The 19730-nt window shown below is 34.7% G+C and carries 10 protein-coding genes; 7 read left to right on the plus strand and 3 right to left on the minus strand.

Annotated features, from left to right (window positions below; genetic code table 11):
* Window positions 1-24 precede the first annotated feature (24 nt).
* A complete protein-coding gene (locus tag PBT91_RS04240) occupies window positions 25-1272 on the plus strand; it encodes an asparagine synthetase B (RefSeq protein WP_270060542.1) in 1248 nt (415 codons plus the stop codon).
* A gap of 43 nt (window positions 1273-1315) precedes the next feature.
* Window positions 1316-1738 (plus strand): secondary thiamine-phosphate synthase enzyme YjbQ, encoded by a 423-nt coding sequence (locus PBT91_RS04245; RefSeq protein WP_270060543.1) that lies wholly within the window; start codon window positions 1316-1318, stop codon window positions 1736-1738.
* Between the two features lie 52 nt (window positions 1739-1790).
* Here the strand turns inward: PBT91_RS04245 and PBT91_RS04250 are convergent, their stop codons facing one another.
* The 3 genes from PBT91_RS04250 to PBT91_RS04260 all read right to left on the minus strand — a co-directional run bounded on the left by PBT91_RS04250 (window position 1791) and on the right by PBT91_RS04260 (window position 8085).
* Window positions 1791-2684, minus strand: a complete 894-nt coding sequence (locus tag PBT91_RS04250) for an alpha/beta hydrolase (RefSeq protein ID WP_270060544.1) — start codon at window positions 2682-2684, stop codon at window positions 1791-1793.
* A 99-nt stretch (window positions 2685-2783) separates the two neighbouring features.
* A complete protein-coding gene (locus PBT91_RS04255) occupies window positions 2784-3968 on the minus strand; it encodes a DUF4861 domain-containing protein (RefSeq protein ID WP_270060545.1) in 1185 nt (394 codons plus the stop codon).
* A 25-nt stretch (window positions 3969-3993) separates the two neighbouring features.
* Complete coding sequence (locus PBT91_RS04260) at window positions 3994-8085, minus strand: hybrid sensor histidine kinase/response regulator transcription factor (RefSeq protein ID WP_270060546.1); 4092 nt, start codon at window positions 8083-8085, stop codon at window positions 3994-3996.
* A gap of 257 nt (window positions 8086-8342) precedes the next feature.
* Here PBT91_RS04260 and PBT91_RS04265 point away from each other — a divergent pair, with 257 nt between their 5' ends.
* From PBT91_RS04265 to PBT91_RS04285, 5 genes are all read left to right on the plus strand, one after another.
* Complete coding sequence (locus tag PBT91_RS04265) at window positions 8343-11585, plus strand: SusC/RagA family TonB-linked outer membrane protein (protein WP_270060547.1); 3243 nt, start codon at window positions 8343-8345, stop codon at window positions 11583-11585.
* A gap of 11 nt (window positions 11586-11596) precedes the next feature.
* The gene (locus PBT91_RS04270; protein ID WP_270060548.1) at window positions 11597-13591 is read left to right on the plus strand and encodes a RagB/SusD family nutrient uptake outer membrane protein; all 1995 of its coding nucleotides are present in this window, start codon (window positions 11597-11599) and stop codon (window positions 13589-13591) included.
* Between the two features lie 224 nt (window positions 13592-13815).
* On the plus strand, window positions 13816-15123 hold the full coding sequence (locus PBT91_RS04275) for a BNR repeat-containing protein (protein ID WP_270060549.1): 1308 nt from the start codon (window positions 13816-13818) through the stop codon (window positions 15121-15123).
* Between the two features lie 15 nt (window positions 15124-15138).
* Entirely contained in the window at window positions 15139-16383 is a 1245-nt protein-coding gene (locus PBT91_RS04280; RefSeq protein WP_270060550.1) for a glycoside hydrolase family 88 protein, read from the plus strand.
* A gap of 32 nt (window positions 16384-16415) precedes the next feature.
* Window positions 16416-19583 carry a glycoside hydrolase family 2 TIM barrel-domain containing protein gene (locus PBT91_RS04285; protein WP_270060551.1) on the plus strand — a complete coding sequence of 1056 codons (3168 nt, stop codon included), beginning with the start codon at window positions 16416-16418 and terminating at the stop codon, window positions 19581-19583.
* The last annotated feature ends 147 nt before the right edge of the window (window positions 19584-19730 follow it).

A 19730-nucleotide genomic window follows, 5' to 3' on the forward strand; every position in this document is an offset into this window, starting at 1 on the left:
AACCAAAGACAGTTTAAAGCTTTTATGCTTTTTACTGTCTTTTTCTTTTTAGGAATTACAGGTTTTGCCAATAAGATTTTAGTACCTATGGATCCCGAAGCTCAGGGAAATCATTTAAAAGCTTACGGCATTACCTACTTTGCTTTAGAAAATCAAATTAGCGCGCAGTGGTTATTAAATTATAGAGGAGGTTCTTTTCTTTTTGATGCTGAAGAAAGCTTAAAGCGAGAATGTAAAATTAGAGGCGTTTCTTTTGAAATTTTAACCGATAATGATGCACAGGCCATTTTGGATGAAATTTCGAGTCCTTCTAAAAATATGGAAAGCGTAATTTTAGAAAAAGCACCTAAAATTGCTGTGTACTCACCAAAGGGAAATAAACCCTGGGACGATGCAGTAACGATGGCCCTTACATATGCTGAAATTCCGTATGAAACTATATATGATACCGAAGTTCTAAGCGATGCGCTTGTTTTGTATGATTGGTTGCATTTGCACCACGAAGATTTTACCGGGCAGTATGGGAAATTTTATAGAGCTTATCGAACTACTCCCTGGTATATTGAAGATAAAAAAAACGCTGAAGCATTAGCAGCAAACCTGGGGTACAAAAAAGTTTCAGAAGAAAAATTAGCTGTTGCTTTAAAAATTAGAGATTATGTAGTTGGGGGTGGATTTATGTTCGCGATGTGCAGTGCCACAGATAGTTTTGATATCGCCTTAGCTGCGGAAAATACAGATATTGCTGAACCTATGTTTGATGGCGATCCCAGTGATCCCGGCTATCAGTCAAAATTAGACTATACCAATGCTTTTGCATTTACAGATTTTATTTTAGAAAGAGATCCAATGGTTTACGAGTTCTCTTCTATAGATATGACGTCTAAAAGAGCAGTTCCGACAGAGAAGGATTATTTCACTTTAATGGATTATTCGGCAAAATGGGACGTGATTCCTACCATGCTAACTCAAAATCATACAAGATTGGTTAAAGGATTTATGGGGCAAACTACCGCTTTTAATCCTGAAAATATAAAAGCGAATGTTTTGGTAATGGGAGAGAATAAAGTAAACGGTGAAGCCAGATATATTCACGGAGTTAAGGGCAAAGGATTTTTTACCTTTTATGGTGGGCACGATCCAGAAGATTACCAGCATAGAGTAGGAGATCCAAAAACAGAACTGGAATTACATCCAAATTCACCGGGCTATCGTTTAATATTGAATAATGTTTTATTTCCTGCCGCTAAAAAGAAAAAGAAGAAAACTTAAGTGGATATAGTATATATTTCTGCTTATTTTATTAGAAAAAAATATGAAAACATTTCAGAAACAAATATCATTAAAAGCGAGATCTAGAGGATTTCATTTAGTAACTAGAGAAATTGTAGATCAGTTTCCTGAGATTGGTGAAATTCAGCAAGGAATTTTTCAGGTATTTATAAAACATACTTCCGCAGGATTAACTATTAATGAAAATGCCGATCCTACGGTAAGAGATGATTTTGAAAGCCATATTAATAAAATGGTTCCAGAAGATCAGCCATATTATAAACATACTTTTGAAGGTTCAGACGATATGCCTGCCCATATTAAAGCTTCACTTATGGGAACATCGGTGCAAATCCCAGTAACCAACGGCAAACTAAATTTAGGAACCTGGCAGGGGATTTATTTATGCGAACATAGAAATCATGGAGGTTCTCGAAAATTAGTGTTAACGTTAATGGGAGCCTAATAATTCGCAAAGTCTTTCAAAAATCAAAAAGCTTGGATCGCCTAGCTTTTATTCAGGTAAGATGTTCGTTTAAAAAACTGGTCATAATATTTATAATTTGAGGTTGCACCCAATATGCTCCTCCATGTTCTGCATTTTTAACAACATATCTTTTAGCATCGATACCTGCATCTTGTAAAGCATCGTACAAATACTCGGTTTGGCTAGGAGATACTAATTGATCCTTATCGCCATGCATAAGTAAAAATGGAGGTGTATCTGCCGAGATATATGTAGCTGGATCACTTTTTGCGATCGATTTGTTTAAATCTTTTTCAACTTCATCAAATGGTGGAGTTCCATTTAGGAATAAATATTCGGAAGAAGCCAGAGATTGGTGTTTTTCCTTGGTTTCTTCTGAAAAATCTTTAGCAATTTCACCCAAATTCGATACACCATACAAATCGATTACCGCATTTACATTACTATTCTCTTCTAGGAAATCACCTATATCAAAGCTGGTATGATTATTAGTAGTTCCGGCTAAAGCCGCAAGATAACCACCGGCTGAATCCCCCATCACAGCTATATTATTTCTTGAGAGACCATACTTTTCAGCATTAGCTTTTAAAAAACGAATAGCGCTTTTTACATCTACCAGAGCATCAGGGAATTTTCCGTTAGGAACAGTTCTATATTCCATACTGGCTACTAAATAACCTTTTTCGGCTAAGGCCAAACGTTGTTGTATAAAACTTGCTTTGTTGGAGCGTAAAAAACCTCCACCCGGAATAAATAAAACCACAGGTAGTTTTTTATCTATCTGTGGTTTTAAAATGTCCATTTTCAGATTTATGGATCTATCTGTTAAATGTATTAAAGGCTGTGCAAAAGTGATATTTTCGTATGCTTTTACTTCAATTTTATCATTAGTGATTTCAAGAATTTCTGACGTAGTATTATTCATGCCTTTTTTCAGCAAAATAAGTTTTCAACGAGGATTATTCTTATAACTAAATTTTAAAGTTTTTGCATTTCATCTTAAAACTTAGAAAAAAATATGTTTTTATTCTACGGTAATCTCTAAAGGTGAAGCTATGATTTTGGCTTGTTTATCTAACATTTTAATCCATTCTTGTTTACTCCCTACATCACCGCTTTTTTCCCAGGCAAAACCTGCATAGTAGGTGAAAGTTTCTTTTGGTTGCGTAGTTATTAATAAATTACTTTGATCTGGAATTTTACTTTTGAAAGCAAATGCAGAATCTATCGCTGCAGGTTCCATTAAAATCCCTTCACCTACATTGGCGTCATCGATTTTTTCCCAATGCATAATCCAACCTTCTTCTTTATTAATTTGGTATTCACCCTCGTTGTTATGCAGCGTAATACCGGTAGCGTAATTTGGTATGCTATCGTCTGCCTTTAAATCGATTTCAAATTTAGCGAAATTGGATCCTAAAGCCAGGCTAATCCTCTTAGTTTCTTTTGCATTGTAGGGTCCCCAGGGATCATATGTTAATTCAAAAACTGTTTTTAGCGGTCCACTGGCGATGGTTTTGTATTCCATAAAATTCTGGGATACATAAAGGCTATCATTTTCAAAAACACCAATACCACCTAGACCTCGGCTTTTACCCACATGGTAAGGATCGTAGCCTTCACCATGATCAATGTGGTAATAACCGGGATTTTTAACATGTTCAGCATACCACTTATTAATAACCGGTTTTTTTGTACGTTTTAGCCAAATATCTATTCCGCTGGAAAGGGTGCTGCCTGGAACGCCTTCTAAAGCTTCTTTTTGCCCTGTTGGACCATAAGTTCTAAAGGCTACTTTGTCGTTTTCCCAAGCATAATCATCGGTTCTTTCAGGAACAAATCTAGAATACGCTACCGCGTCTTTCTGTGGAGCTGTGCTTGTGCTATCATTTACAAGCTTATATTTTGCTGAAGCATTTGCTGCAACTTCCGCCTGAAACAAAAATTCTTCAGGTGTACCATCGTCGTTATAATCTATCCATTGATGTCTTAAAGTTTGTCCCGAAGAATCTTTAATATGGATATGATCTAAGGAAGCCTTTTCAAATTTTGAAAGTATTTTTGAAGCGTCAAAACTAACAATTTCAGTTCTTGCAAAATCAAGATCGTTAACTACATTCAAAGATACAGTAGTTTCCTGTTCTTTTTCAGATTGGCATCCGGTGAACAATAGAAGACCAAGTAAAGAAGTGGTGAAAATGCTTTTCATAATTATTGTGGTTAAGGTTTGTGGTTTAGGTAAGATCTTTTTTCAATGAAAATTCTGACGGTAATTTACCAAATTTTTCTTTGAAAATTTTTCTATAGTATTTCATATTATTGAAACCAACTTCGAAAGCGGCCGTGGATATATTGAATCCCTCTTTTTCTATTAGATTTAAGGATTTTTCGAGTTTTATATCACGAATATATTCATTTATACTTTTACCGGTAAGTGCTTTGATTTTTCGATATAAAGAAGCTCGGCTCATCCCCATTTCTTTGGAAATTAACTCTACCATTTTACCTTGGATCTGAATATTATCATGGACGGTTTTTTCAAACTTTTTGAGGAATTCCTTTTCAATTTTAATTTGTTTACATTCGGTATCGCTCTTTGATATCTCAGAATCCTCATTTTGCTGAAGACTTTTTTGTAAGCTGATTTTTTTATTCAAAAGATTTTTAATCCTTGCTTGAAGAATTGCGGTGCTAAATGGCTTGGTGATATAATCGTCTGCACCTTCCGTATAACCGCTTAATATAGATTCTTTAGTATCTTTAGCCGACAATAAAATTATAGGAATATGAGTAGTTTCTTTGTTAGTTTTTAAGGTATTGGTTAAATCGATACCGCTTTTTTCTGGCATCATAATATCTGAAACAATAAGATCTGGAACGTGCTTTTTTGCCATGTTGATGCCTTCCTGGCCATTCAGCGCATGTAATAAATCATACTTTTCTTTTAAAATTGAAGATAAATAATGATGAATATCGGGGTTATCATCAATTAATAATAGAAGCTCACGGCTAGAATCTGGATTTAATAGCGCTCTGTTTTCTAATTGTTTATTTTCGTTAAGCAGTTCTTTAGTAAAACGTTCAATTTCTGAAAAGCTTTCTTTATCGCTTATATCATTTTCGTATTCCTTTTCATTTGTGATCGGTAGATAAACCTTGAACTTTGTGTATTTATTCTCCTTGCTTTTAACGCTTATTTTTCCACCATGTATTTCAATAAATCTTTTAGATAAAGCCAGCCCAATACCACTACCTTCTTTTTTTATTTTTTCATCTGAATGGTAATACCAATCAAATATATGGGGAAGGGTTTTTGGTGGAATTCCGGTTCCGGTATCTTTTACTGAAAATTGAAATCCATTATTCTTTTCTTTAAGTTTTATCTTGATACTTCCCCCAGTAGGAGTGTATTTTATGGCGTTAGACATAATATTATTGAAAACGATCTGGATTTTTTCTATATCACAATAGATAGTAGACTTGTCATTATTGTAGGATGTTATGATTTTAATTCCCTTTTTTGGGGCAATTGGCTCATACATCTTAATCCAATGTTTTAAGGATGACTTTAAGTCGTAATTATTAACTTGTAGTTTGTTTAGGCCTTCTTCAGTTTGTCTAAAATCCAGTAATTTATTAATACGGCGCAATAAGGTTTTTGCGTTTTTTTCGATAATTCTTAGACTGTTTTTATGTTCTTTTTTTCTTATCTCGGTAAGTAGGGTTTCTACCGGAGCAAGAATCATGGTTAGCGGTGTTTTTAGTTCGTGAGAAAATCCTGTGTAAAAACGTAAACGCTCTTCGTTAAGTTCTTGCTCTAATTCTCTCTGGCTTTTTTCAAATATTAAAGACTGTTTCAGTTTAATACGGTCTGTATAATATTTTAAACTAAACCATATTATAAAGGAAGCTAGAAATAGATAAAATACATAAGCAGCCGGTGTTTTCCATAATGGTGGGACTACGCTTATATGTAGTTGGTTAGAAGATTCTAAGTAATCATTATCGTTTGTTTTGAGTTTTAAATTATAATCACCAGGTGGTAACTGGCTAAAGTTTATTCGATTGGCATTTTTAATATTGATCCAGTGGTCGTTATAACCCTCTAGGATATAGGAGTATTCAATATTCGATGATTTTGGATATTTTAATGCTGAAAAATCTAAGGAAAATAAAGCCTGATTATAATTAATAGTAATAGTATCTGCCAGGGAGATGGCTTTATCAAGCACTGTTTGTGCAGACTCATTAACAGTTAAAGGTTTACCATAGATTTCTAGATTCTTAAAAACCGTAGGAAATGTTTCTTTTTCAGGATTGGATAAATTTTTGGTATTGAAGATATTAAGTCCTTTATTACCTCCAATAAAAAGGTCTCCGTGCTCGGTCACCAGACTGGCCCCAATATTAAATTCACTTTCCTGAATATTATTAAAATTGTTGAGGTTTTTTAAGGTATTTGAAGTAGTGTTATAAAGGCTGATGCCATCATTTGTTCCTATCCAAAAATTACCCGAGAGATCACGCGTTATCGAATTTATGGTATTATTGCTTAGTCCGTCGTGAGTGGTAAATCGATCAATAGCTTTGGTATTGATATCAAATTTTAAGAGACCTTCGTTCATCGTTCCAACCAATAGCGTATTTTTGTCTATAAACTCAAAACTAAAAATGATATTGATCGGGAAATTAGTGTTAGCAGTATGAAAATCAACTCGTTTTCCGGTTTCAAAATTGTAGTTTATTATTCCATTACCGTAAGTAGCCAACCATATTTCATTTTCATCTTTTTGTTTAATATCGCGAATGTCTAGTTTACCTAGTTCTTCTATATAATTAAAAGAGTTATTCAATTTATTATACTTATAAAGTCCGCCACGGTTGGTGCCTACCCAGATATTGGATTGTCTGTCTTCAAAAATTATTCTTACATCACTACCTTCAGAAACTTTGGTGTCTAAGTACACTTTTGATTTTCCGGTATTAAGATTGTATTTAATGATCCCATATCTATAAGTTCCTATCCATAAATTGCGATTATCATCTTCTAAAAGAGATAATATTAAGTTACTATGTAAATTGATGTTTAAATGAGAGAATTCTTTCGATGCTATAGCATAATTGTCTATTCCACCTCCATCTGTACCTATCCAGATGTTGTTATTATTTCCTTTGGTAATAGCTTTAACCCTATCATGTGAAATTTGAGAATTATCATTTGGCTTGTAATCGAATAATTGAATAACTTCACCTTTAGGATCTACAAAATCCAATCCTGCTTCAGTACCAATCCAAATATTTCCATTGGAATCTTTAAATAGACTTAGAATATTTCTATTATGTACACTACTATCATCGGTATGTGGTAAGAATTTTTGAACCTTAATTTTATCTGCTCCTGCAAACACGGAGCTGGGATCTAAAATATTAATGCCGCCGTTACTTGTTCCTATCCATAAAAAACCATCATCGTCTTCAACCAAACTTCTAATCGCACTATCGTTAAGCGGGCTATTATTTGTTGTGAGATGTAGAACTTCGTCGTTTTTCTTTATAAGTAGTAATCCTTCATCTGTACCAACCCAATGTTGATTTTCTGAGTCTTTATAAATAACATTAATTCTACCAGAAAATAGCTTTTTAATTTTTGTTACGCTTGTGTCTTTTATAGAGATCGAGTAGATACCATTACTATAAGTTCCTGCCAGTATAGTGTTCTTATCTTTTAATGCTAAAGCCGAAATTCTATACTTTTCAAGTAAAATATTTTTTCTTTTATTTTGATAAGTAAGAGGGATTTGTCGATTGTCTTTTATAAAATGAACTCCAAAAGAATAAGCGCCTATTGCTAGTAAATTATTTGGGAGTTCAAGAATGCTTGTAATTCCATCAGACAAATGAGAGTTATGTATGCTATTTTGAGAAAATAGATTTTTTTCAATCCGGTAGGTGTGTAATCCGTGGTTTGTTGCCAGATATAAATTTCCATTTTTAGAGGGAACAATTTGTTGAATATAGTTATTCGTTAGTCCTGAATTTTCCTTGTCAAAATTTTCAAATTCATTACCATCAAATCTATTTAATCCAGAATTTGTTCCTATCCAAATGAATCCAAATTCATCTTCAGTAATAGAACTTACCATGTTATTAGATAATCCGTTGGAGGTATCATAATGGTAGAATTTGAGATTGTTTTTATGAATTAAATGCTTCTGATTTTGCCCAATTAAGTTTAAGGACGTTAAAATAAAAATACCTAAAAATCTTAATGTTTTTATAAAATTTAAAGGCATGATCTCTAATTTTTCACTTAGTAAAATTTTCATTTAAAATTTCATTTAATTGGATTTTGATCCATTTATAGCCCTAAATCTATCAGTATACCCTCCAATCGATTGCAAAATTAATAGGAATTTTGTCTAAATGATAGGGAAAATTAAAATCAATTAATCTGCTCTTTTTTCTATTAAAATAATATGAAATCTTAAAAATATTTAAAGATTTTAAAATAAACGTATTTATTACATAAATAAAAAATATAAGGATTCGATCCTAATTTTATGTCTAACATTTAATAATCAATATGAAAAACAACTATTATAATTTTTATGTTTTCGCTTTTTCATTTTCGCTTTTATTTTTATTGAGTTTTGCTATGCAATCCCAAGAGAAGAATATAGAAGGGAAAGTAGTAGATGAGGAAGGAGTTCCTATACCTAGTGTAACAGTGAGTATTAAAAACACTTCTAGAGGAACAGTGACCGATTTCGATGGATTTTTTTCTATTCGTGCTAATCCCAAAGACATTTTAATGTTTTCTTTCATGGGTTTTGAAAGTAAAGAAGTTAGTGTAGGAGATAAGGCTTTTTTAGAAGTATCTATGGTAACAGATACAGACCAACTTGAAGAAGTTGTTGTTATTGGTTATGGAAAAATAAAAAAGAAGGATTTAACAGGATCTGTTGTTCAGGTGAAACCAGATGATTTCGAAAATCAAAACCCTCAGACAGTTCAAGATGTTTTGCGTGGTGTACCCGGATTAAAAGTTGGCTATTCAGCAGATGCCAAGGGAGGAGGATCTTTACAAGTGCGTGGTCAGACATCAGTATATACTGAAGGAGGCCACAACTCACCATTAATTATTCTTGATGGTATGCAGTTTTATGGTGAATTGTCAGAAATAAATCCTGATAATATAGATCAAATAGATATTTTAAAAGATGCATCATCAACAGCGGTTTATGGATCAAAAGCTTCGGCTGGTGTTATAATTATAACTACAAAAAAGGGAAAAAAGGGTAAGCCGGTAGTAAATATTAATTCTGATATTACAATCAATAGAAAAAGTGCTTATCGCGAAGTATATAGCCCAGATGGTTATACCAAATATAGAGAAGATTGGGAAACTGCAAAAACTTACGGGGTGAATGAAGAGACAGGTCAATACGAAGCATATGTAAATAATAGACCGGGTCAGTTGGGGTATTTTTCGAATCCTAATCGATTAAGTGATTATGGTATAACACAAAACGAGTGGTTAGCTTATCAAGATATATCTGAAACTGAAGGTAGAAGCTTAAATGAGGTTTGGGGACGTCGTTTAGGAATAAAAGAGGGGGTATTACTAAATAATTTTATCGATGGAAAAACGCATGATTGGTATGATAGTACGTTTAGAACAGGGATAAATAAAGATTTAAATGCCAGTATTTCTGGAGCAGGTGATAAAGCAAATTATTATTTATCTATGGGTTATCTAAGTGCTGAAGGTGCTGTAAAAGGGAATGACTATTCCACTTTTCGTGCTAATATGAAGATTAACGGACAAATTACGGATTGGCTAGAAATTGGTGCTAATGTTAATTTTCAAGATCGTACAGATGGAGATATTACTGTAGGTACGGGTACTAATTATTGGGATTCGAATATGCTTAGAATTAGTCCTTTTGGAAATTTTAGAAATGAAATGGGGGAATATGAAAGGCAACCAATGGGTGAAGATATAGGAGGATATAATTTTTATTATGACCGCCAATTTATGGAATTAGAGCGAGGTGTTACTGTATTAAATGCTATCTTCAATACAAAAGTTACGCTGCCATTCGGTATTACTTATTCTTTTAATATTTCACCTAGATACCAATTCTATTATAATCGCTATTTTCAGTCATCAGAACATGCCGGCTGGAATGCAGCCAATATAGGTGTAGATAGAGACCATAGTAAGAATTTTGACTATAATCTCAATAACAATATTACATGGGACTATCATATAAATGATAAACATCATATAATAGCTACTTTTGTTCAGGAAGCGGAAGAACGTAAGTATTGGTCAGATAATATTGATGCTCGTAACATACAGCCCTCTGATGCTTTAGGTTTTCATAATACCTCGAATGCAACATTAGATAATAGCGGTTTTTCAACTAACGATTCTCACCAAACTGCTGATGCATTAATGGGAAGGTTATTTTATTCTTACGATGATTTGTATTTAATTACAGGGACTGTTCGAAGAGATGGGTATTCGGCCTTTGGAGCTTCTAATCCTTATGCAACATTTCCTTCTGTTTCTGTGGCATGGAATTTCACTAATGAAAGCTGGTTTAAATGGGATGCTATGAGCACTGGAAAATTACGCGTTTCTTGGGGGAAGAATGGTAATAGATCACTTTCAGATCCTTATGTTAGTTTGGCCAATTTAGGTTCTGGTTCAGGAGCTACAATGGGTTACATAGATTCTTCTGGAGAGATTGTAGACGTAAAATACTTGGGTATAGATAGAATGGCTAATCCAAATTTACGATGGGAAAAAACGACTTCTACGAATATTGGTTTGGATTATGGCTTTTTAGATCAGCGAATTTATGGTTCTATCGATGTGTATCACACGATAACAAATGATATGATTATGGGGCAGCGATTACCAGGATTTTCTGGATTTGGATCTATTACAACAAATCTTGGTGAAGTTCAAAATAGAGGCCTGGAAATTAGTGTAAACTCTGTAAATATAAGGAACTCAGATTTCGAATGGAGAACTAGTTTCGCACTCTCTTATAATAAGAATAAGATCAATTCTCTTTATGGAAATATGGAGGATATTATTGATGCCAATGGAAATGTGATTGGAAGAAAAGAGGCAGATGATCTATCAAATGGTTGGTTTATTGGAAAACCAATTTCCACAATTTGGGATTATGAAGTAACAGGAATTTGGCAAAAAGATGAATGGGAAGAAGCTGCAAGGTATGGTCAGCGACCTGGAGATCCAAAAATAGCCAATAACTACACTGAGGATGATAAAGAAGATGGAACACCGGTCTATAACGACAATGATAAGGTATTTTTGGGACAAACAGCACCACCAGTAAACTGGTCACTCCGTAATGATTTTAGCTATAAAAATTGGGAACTGGCCATAAACATGTACTCATACATGGGCCATAAATCTGTGAGTGGTCGTTTTATGAATAATTATAACTCAGGGAGTTTATATACCAATAATTACAATCCATTTGTAAATCCCTATTGGACGGTAGATAATCCAACTAACGATTGGGCACGCTTAGATGCTATAGCTCCTGCCGGTGCAAGTGCACCAAAATTATACAATCGTAATTTTATAAGATTAGATCATATTTCACTTGCCTATACTCTGCCTACTGAAATTACTCAGAAATGGAATGTCCAACGAGTAAAATTTTCTGCTTCGATTAGAAATGTAGCTACCTGGGCTGCTGATTGGGAATACTTTGGAGATCCTGAAACAGGAGGACTGGCTACACGTATGTTCAATTTTGGTATGAATTTAACCCTTTAAGAAAAGCTATAATGATGAAAAAATTCAATAAAAATAAGATTGCGAAGGTTGCAGCTTTAGTTCTAGCGACTATGATGATTACATCATGCTCTGAAGACTTTCTTGAACCAGATCCGTTATCCTTTTATGAACCAGAAGCTACTTTTTCAACAGAATCTGGTTTAGAAGCAACAATTGCAATGGCGGACAAATCACTTAGAGGGTACTGGATTCACTATGAATATGCGTCCAATAGTGTGCCAATTGGGACAGAATATGTATTCTCGGATATGGCAAAATACGGTAAAACAGATAATAGCCCTACAGCTGCAGATTATGCAAATACTATTGTACCAACTGGAGGTTTTTCAACGGCTACTACCGATTGGATTTATCTTGGTTATTACTGGGATGAAGGTTACAATGGAATTAAATATGCGAATACAGTTTTAACCTATATCGATGAAGTAGATGGATTAAGCGAAGAAGTGAAAAATAAATACCGAGGACAAGCTTATTTTCATAGAGCTTATAGATACCTTAATTTAGTTTATCAGTTCGGTGATATTCCTTTGATTACTAAAATACTGGAGGTTCCGAAACAAAATTATTATTCCACTAAAAAGGAAGAAATCATAGAGATGATTACTTCAGATATGGAAAAAGCAGTAGAATGGGTGCCAGAACAATCGAGTTTAAATTATTTAGGGCAGGTAAATAAGGCTGCTTGTAGGCAACTTTTGATAAAATGCTATCTAGCATCAGGCCGCTTTGCAGAGGCTGAAGAGCAAGCAGATATTTTAATTAATGAATCTGGTTATGCGCTTATGCAAAGTTCTTTTGGAACTTTTGATGAAGGAGGAAATGCAAACACTTGGGAGATTACCAGAAATGTTGTTTGGGATCTACATAGACCTGAAAACAAAGTAACTTCAGCAAATACTGAAGCCATAATGATTATTCCTAATGGAGGTGCACAATCATTTGTTCCGTTTAATTCTATGCGTATTTTCGGTCCATTTTGGAATTCAGCAAATATCATTACTCCTAGCGATGGCAAAAGAGCTGCCGATAGATTTTCTTTGAATAATTCAAATTATGATCCAAATTATGACTACACACGAGCTTTTGGTCGTGGAATAGCCACAATTAGTGCATCTTATTATTCGCAAGAACCGATGTGGGTAGTTAATGGAGTTGAAGATGAGCAAGATTTGAGGCATAATAGTCAGGTAGGAAATTGGGTTAATATGGAGGATTTGGAATATAGTGATCCTTCTTCAGAAGATTATGGAGAGAATTTCAGAATGTACAGCGAGAGTGGTAATTTATTAACTAGAGATACGATTCGTGATTGGTTTGATTTTCCGCTATATAAAATATACTTACATGATGTAGTTAATGAAAGTAACCCAAATTCAAATAGCTTTTACGGTGCTTCAACGGGAAGTTCCGCTCACTGGTATCTTTATAGATTAGCAGAAACTTATTTATTGCGAGCAGAAGCAAGATTTTATCAAGGAAATATAGCTGGTGCTACACAAGATGTTAATACTATTAGAGAAAGAGCCAATGCTTCTCAGTTGTATACTGATGTAACAATCGGAGATATTTGTGCTGAAAGGGGGAGAGAACTATATTTGGAAGAATGGAGAAATGTAGAATTAACCCGAATTTCACACTGCTTAGCCATGAGTGGAATGCCAGATGAATGGGGAAATACCTATAGTCTGGATACTTGGGATCAGCAGTCTGGAACAGATGAATCTGGGGGAAGTTACTGGTATCAGAGAATAATCCATTATACACTATATAATAAGTATCCGGAGGGAATAGTAGTACCTAATAATACACTTTATTATACTATGGATAAGAGAAATGTATACTGGCCAATACCCAATAGTGCTATAACAGCCAATACAAAAGGACAATTGAGTCAAAACTATGGTTACGATGGCTACGATTCAAGTGTGAAAGTTTGGGATAGTTGGGAAAGTGCCGTTGAAGATGAGGATAATGTTGATTGATATAATAATTTATTGATATAGGCAATTTATCTTTGTTAATCTTAAGTAGAGAATTTAAGTTATTAAATCTTTTATTCTCTACTTTTTTATATTATACCATAATTTTCTTGATATAATAGGTTGTAATTCATATTTGAATCATTTGCCCCTCTTAAAAAGTCATTTTATGCCATATAAAATCTTATAAAAAAAGAAATATTGTACCGCAAATACAGTCTTACTAAATGTTGAAAAACATCATTTTTTATATCCTTTCTATAATTCTTTTGGCTTCTTGTTCTTCAATTAGTAGTACGGTTGTAGAAGTAGGCGAGGGTTGGGCAAACAACTCAATAAATACTGTGATTTTCCGTAAGAATGCAATTACTTCTGATTCCACGCATCAGTTTTTAGCTTATTATGATGAAAACGGAAAAATGATTATCGCTAAAAGGAAGCTGAATTCATCAAATTTCGATTTAGCTAATAGTGATTTTACCGGAAACACAAAAGATGCTCATAACGCAATTAGCATCGCCTTAGATGGTAATAATAAACTCCACGCTAGCTGGGACCATCATGATAATCCGTTGAACTATGCAATGGGTATAGCTGCTTTAAGTACGCAGTTGGGAGACAAACAAAATATGACAGGTAAGGATGAAAATAAACTTTCTTATCCTCAATTTTACAATCTTAAAAACGGAAATCTTTTTTTTCTATATCGATCAGGCCAGTCTGGAAAAGGAAAGTTAGTTTCCAAATTGTATAATATCGAAAATCAGCAATGGGAAGATCTACAAGATAATTTAATCGATGGCGAAGGAGAACGTAATGCCTATTGGCAGGCTTGTGTAGATTCACAAGGGACAATTCATTTATCTTGGGTGTGGCGAGAGAGTTGGGATGTTTCTACCAATCATGATATGGCATATGCGAGATCTAAAGATGGTGGTAAAACTTGGGAACGTTCTAATGGAAAAAAATACAATTTACCAATTACCGCATCATCTGCAGAATATGCCTGGAAAATTCCGCAGAAAAGTGAATTGATCAATCAAACATCGATGACTGCAGATAAAAATGGAAATCCTTATATTGTAACCTATTGGACTGAAGATAATAAAACAAATTATCAAATTATTTATCTTGAAGAAGGAAAATGGAAGCATGAAAATACAAACTTCAGAGACTCTTCATTTCGGCTAGGTGGAGGAGGAACAAAGAAAATCCCAATTTCCAGACCTGAAATTTTGCTGAAAGAAACTCAAGATAAGCCAATTTTTTATCTTCTTTTTAGGGATGCCGAAAGAGGAAATAAAATTTCTATGGCTTACAATAAAATTGGTAGCAAAGAGTCATGGAATGTAATCGATTTAACTAAAGAATCTGTAGGAGAATGGGAGCCAAATTACGATTTAGAACTTTGGAAGCGAGAAGAGAAATTACATGTTTTTGCACAAAAAGTTTATCAGATTGATGGGGAGGGCGTGGCAACCGCTAAACCTACGATGATCCGTGTTCTTGAAATTAAAAATTTACCATTAAAATAAATATTAAATATAATCATGAATTCATTAAAAGTATTAGGTCTTTCGTTTGTGCTTTGCGCAGCGATCTCCTGTAAAGATAATCAGGAAGAAAATAAAACTTCTTCTGAAGCGACCGAAGCAGTGGAAAATAAATTGACGAAATCAATTTCAGAAGAAAAAATTGATTCGGTTACGCAACTAGCAGCAAATCAATATTTGTCGATGGCTGGCAAAATTGTAGAGGGAGAGTATCCAAAAACTTTTTACCCTAAAAAAGAAGAATTTGAAGCAAGTAATTCTGGTTGGTGGACTAGTGGATTTTATCCAGGTACATTGCTTTATTTGTACGAAGAAACAGGAAAAGATACTTTAAAACAAGAAGCAGAGCGTATTCTTGCACATTTAGAAAGAGAAGCTAAAAATACCAGTACACACGATTTAGGATTTATGATGTATTGTAGTTTCGGTAATGCCAACCGTATCGATCCAAAACCAGAGTATAATGACATTCTAATGGAAAGCGCTAAATCTTTAGCTACTCGCTACAACGATACCGTAAAAGCAATCCGGTCTTGGGATAGTGCTCCTTGGAATAAAGCAGAAAAAGGAGATTTGGTAGTCATAATTGATAATATGATGAATTTGGAACTTCTTTTTTGGGCTGCCGATCATAGCGGTAATGAGCGATATCGCGAAATAGCTATTAATCACGCCAACACTACCATGAAAAATCATTTTAGAGATGATTATAGTACTTATCATGAATTAATTTATGATGAACAAACCGGAGAAGCGAAATCAAAAATTACCGCACAAGGTTTTGCAGATGAATCTTCATGGGCTCGTGGACAAGCGTGGGGATTATACGGGTACACCTTAATGTATCGTGAAACCAAAGACCAAAAATATTTGGATCAGGCTAAAAATATTGCAAAGTTCATTTTAGAGCATCCAAATATGCCAGAAGATATGGTGCCTTACTGGGATTTTGATGCTGAAGACATCCCTGATGATTTACGCGATAGTTCCGCCGCTGCGGTTATTGCTTCTGCTTTATTAGAATTGTACAAATATACTGACGACGAGAACTATTTTAATGCTGCTGAAAAAATGTTGTCTAGCCTGATGTCAGATGAATATTTAGCCAAACAAAATGAATTGGGTGGATTTCTTTTGAAACACGGTGTGGGTAGTAAACCGGCAAATTCTGAGGTAGATGTACCATTAACCTATGGAGATTATTATTTTGTTGAAGCTTTAAAAAGGTACGAAGAACTTTAAAATTCAAAATAAAAAATTGATTTACTAAAAATATGAAAAAGACCTTTTTTAGCCTTCTTGGTTTACTGTTATTTACAACCACGTATGCGCAGCAAAACGAGTGGGAAAATCCATCAAAAGTAGATAGAAATAAACTGGAAGGGCGTAGCGATTTTGTGCTTTACACTTCAGCTTCTAAAGCCTTAAAAAACGAACCGGAATCATCCGATTTATACCAAAGTTTAAACGGAACCTGGAAATTTAATATCGTTCAACATCCTAGCGAGCGACCAAAAGATTTTTATTCATCATCACTAAACGACAGTGAATGGGACGATATCAAGGTTCCTTCTAATTGGGAATTAGAAGGCTTTGATCTTCCTATTTATACCAATGTAACTTATCCGCATCCTAAAAATCCGCCTTATATCGGATTTCCTTCGGAAGAAAAAACCGAAAGTGGAGAAATCATCAACAAAAACTCTAAAGATGGTGATGAAGAAATTTATAATCCGGTAGGGACGTATCGCAGAACTTTTTCTGTTCCGCAGCAGTGGGACAACCACGAGATTATTCTTCGATTTGGATCAATCTCTGGTTATGCCAGAATTTTTGTAAACGGTGAAGAAGCAGGAATGACCAAAGCTTCTAAAACGCCGGCTGAATTTGATATTACTGAATTTCTAAAAGATGGTGAAAATCTTTTAGCGGTTCAGGTTTTTAGATGGCACGACGGAAGCTATCTCGAAGATCAGGATTTTTGGCGTTTAAGTGGTTTGGAGCGTGATGTATATTTACAGGCCGTTCCTAAAACAACGATCTGGGATTACTTTGTAACCAGTGGCTTGAGTAACGATTATACTGACGGCGAATTAAACGCCAACATAAAATTGAAAGATTTTGATAAAGGAAGCATCAAAAAGCCAAAAGTAAAATTCACATTAATGGATCCTTCTGGTAAAGAAGTCTATACTGAAACCAAAGCATTAGATAAAAAAGCAACAGAAGTTAGCTTCAGTAAAAATCTTGCTGAGGTTCAAAAATGGAGTAACGAATTTCCAAATCTTTATCAATATTCGATTGCTTTATTAGATAAAAAAGACAATGAAGTTGCCGCTATTGCTGGTAAAACTGGTTTCCGTGAAGTGGAAATCAAAAATGCGCAGCTGATGGTGAATGGACAGGCTATTACGGTAAATGGAGTGAACTTACACGAACATCATCCCGATAAAGGCCATACGCCAGATCCTGAAATGATGCGTAAGGATATCGAGGTAATGCAAAAGAATAACGTCAATGCGATTCGAATGAGTCACTATCCACACGATTCGTATATCTATGAATTGGCTGATGAATACGGAATGTACATTGTTGATGAAGCGAATATCGAAACTCATGCTATGGGAGCAGAGTGGCAGGGTAATTTCGACAAATCTAAGCATCCAGCTTATTTAGAAGAATGGGCACCGGCGCATATGGACCGAATTCAACGTATGGTAGAATTTCATAAAAATCATCCTTCAATCATTGTTTGGTCTTTGGGTAATGAAAGTGGAAATGGCCCCGTATTTTACGATGCTTACGACTGGATTAAAGAGCGGGACACTACCCGTAAAGTGCAATTTGAACAGGCTGGTGAAAACCGCAATACCGATATCGTGTGCCCTATGTATCCAAGCATTAAGCATATGAAAAAATATGCTGAGGATGATACCAAAGAACGTCCTTTTATAATGTGTGAATATTCTCATGCGATGGGAAATAGTAACGGAAACTTTCAGGAATATTGGAATATTATCGATAACAGCGATCACATGCAAGGTGGCTTTATCTGGGATTGGGTAGACCAGGGATTACGAACGGAAACCGAAGATGGACGTGAGTTTTGGGCTTATGGTGGAGATCTTGGTGCAGCGCATCTACAAAACGACCAGAACTTTAATGCTAACGGACTCGTGACTGCCGATCGTGAACCTCATCCGGCTTTAGAGGAAGTGAAAAAAGTATATCAAAACATCAAATTTGACTTAGATGGAAATGATCTTTCGATAAAAAACAAGTTCAATTTTACGAATTTGGATGCTTTCGATTTTAAATGGGAATTACTTGCCGATGGAGAAGTTGCAAAAACCGGAAAGTTTACTATTGAAGTAGCTCCAAATACTTCAAAATCGATTTCTGTGAATTTACCAGAACTTCAGGATAAAGAATATTTCCTAAGTGTATACGCTTATACTAAAAAGACGAAAGCAATGGTTCCTGCGGGGCACGAAATTGCCAGAGAACAATTCAAAATTGGTGAGAATACATTTTTTACTGAAACCAAAACTGAAACTTCTGGTAAGTTAAAAGTTAAAAAGAAAGGTGATAAACTTCAATTTTCAAATGATATGGTGGAAGGTGTTTTTAATACTGAAACCGGAAGCTTTGAAGCCTATCATTTAAAAGGCAGTGAAAAATCACCAATATCAGTATTTCCACAGCCATATTTTTGGAGAGCGCCTACCGATAATGATTTTGGTAATCACATGCCACAAAGATTAAAAGCCTGGAAAGAGGCGACGCATAATTCAGAAGTGACAAATGTTGAGGTTGCTAAAAAAGCAAAAGACGGTCAGCTGATCACCGTGACTTATCAGTTAGCCGGAGTTGATGTTCCCTATACAGTTGAATATCATATTCAAAACAACGGAGACATTAGAGTAACCGCCAACTTAAATTCTGAAAAAGATTTACCTGAACTTCCACGTTTTGGAATGCGCATGATCTTACCGGGAGATTATGAAAATTTGGAATATTACGGTCGTGGTCCATTGGAAAACTATTCCGATAGAAATACTTCAGCGTTTTTAGGAATCTATGAAGACAAAGTCGAAAATCAGTTTACCTGGGGTTATATTCGCCCGCAAGAGGCCGGTTATAAAACCGATGCGCGTTGGATTCAACTTCAAAATAAAAATGGAAAAGGCCTAAAAATCATCGGAGAACAGCCATTAGGTTTTAGCGCTTTAAATGTTGCTACAGAAGATTTGGATCCGGGAGAGTATAAAGCCCAGCGACATACTACTGATGTTAAAGTTCAGGATAAGGTATTTCTTCATGTAGATTTAAATCAACGTGGTTTAGGCGGAGATAACAGTTGGGGGCAGTATCCGCATAGACAATATCGTTTAGAAGATAATAAATACAGCTATACGTATATAATTTCTTTGCTGCAATAGTTTGAAATTCTATATAAATAGCACTCAGTTATATCCAAACTGAGAATTAAAATATTACAGTGTGAGTTGAGAGCTATCCCTTTTTTGAATTTATTTTATAAGGGGTAGCTTCTTTTTAAATTTCAGTGGTTTACTGATATATTAAAA

This window comes from Zunongwangia sp. HGR-M22 (assembly GCF_027594425.1).
Lineage (GTDB): Bacteria > Bacteroidota > Bacteroidia > Flavobacteriales > Flavobacteriaceae > Zunongwangia.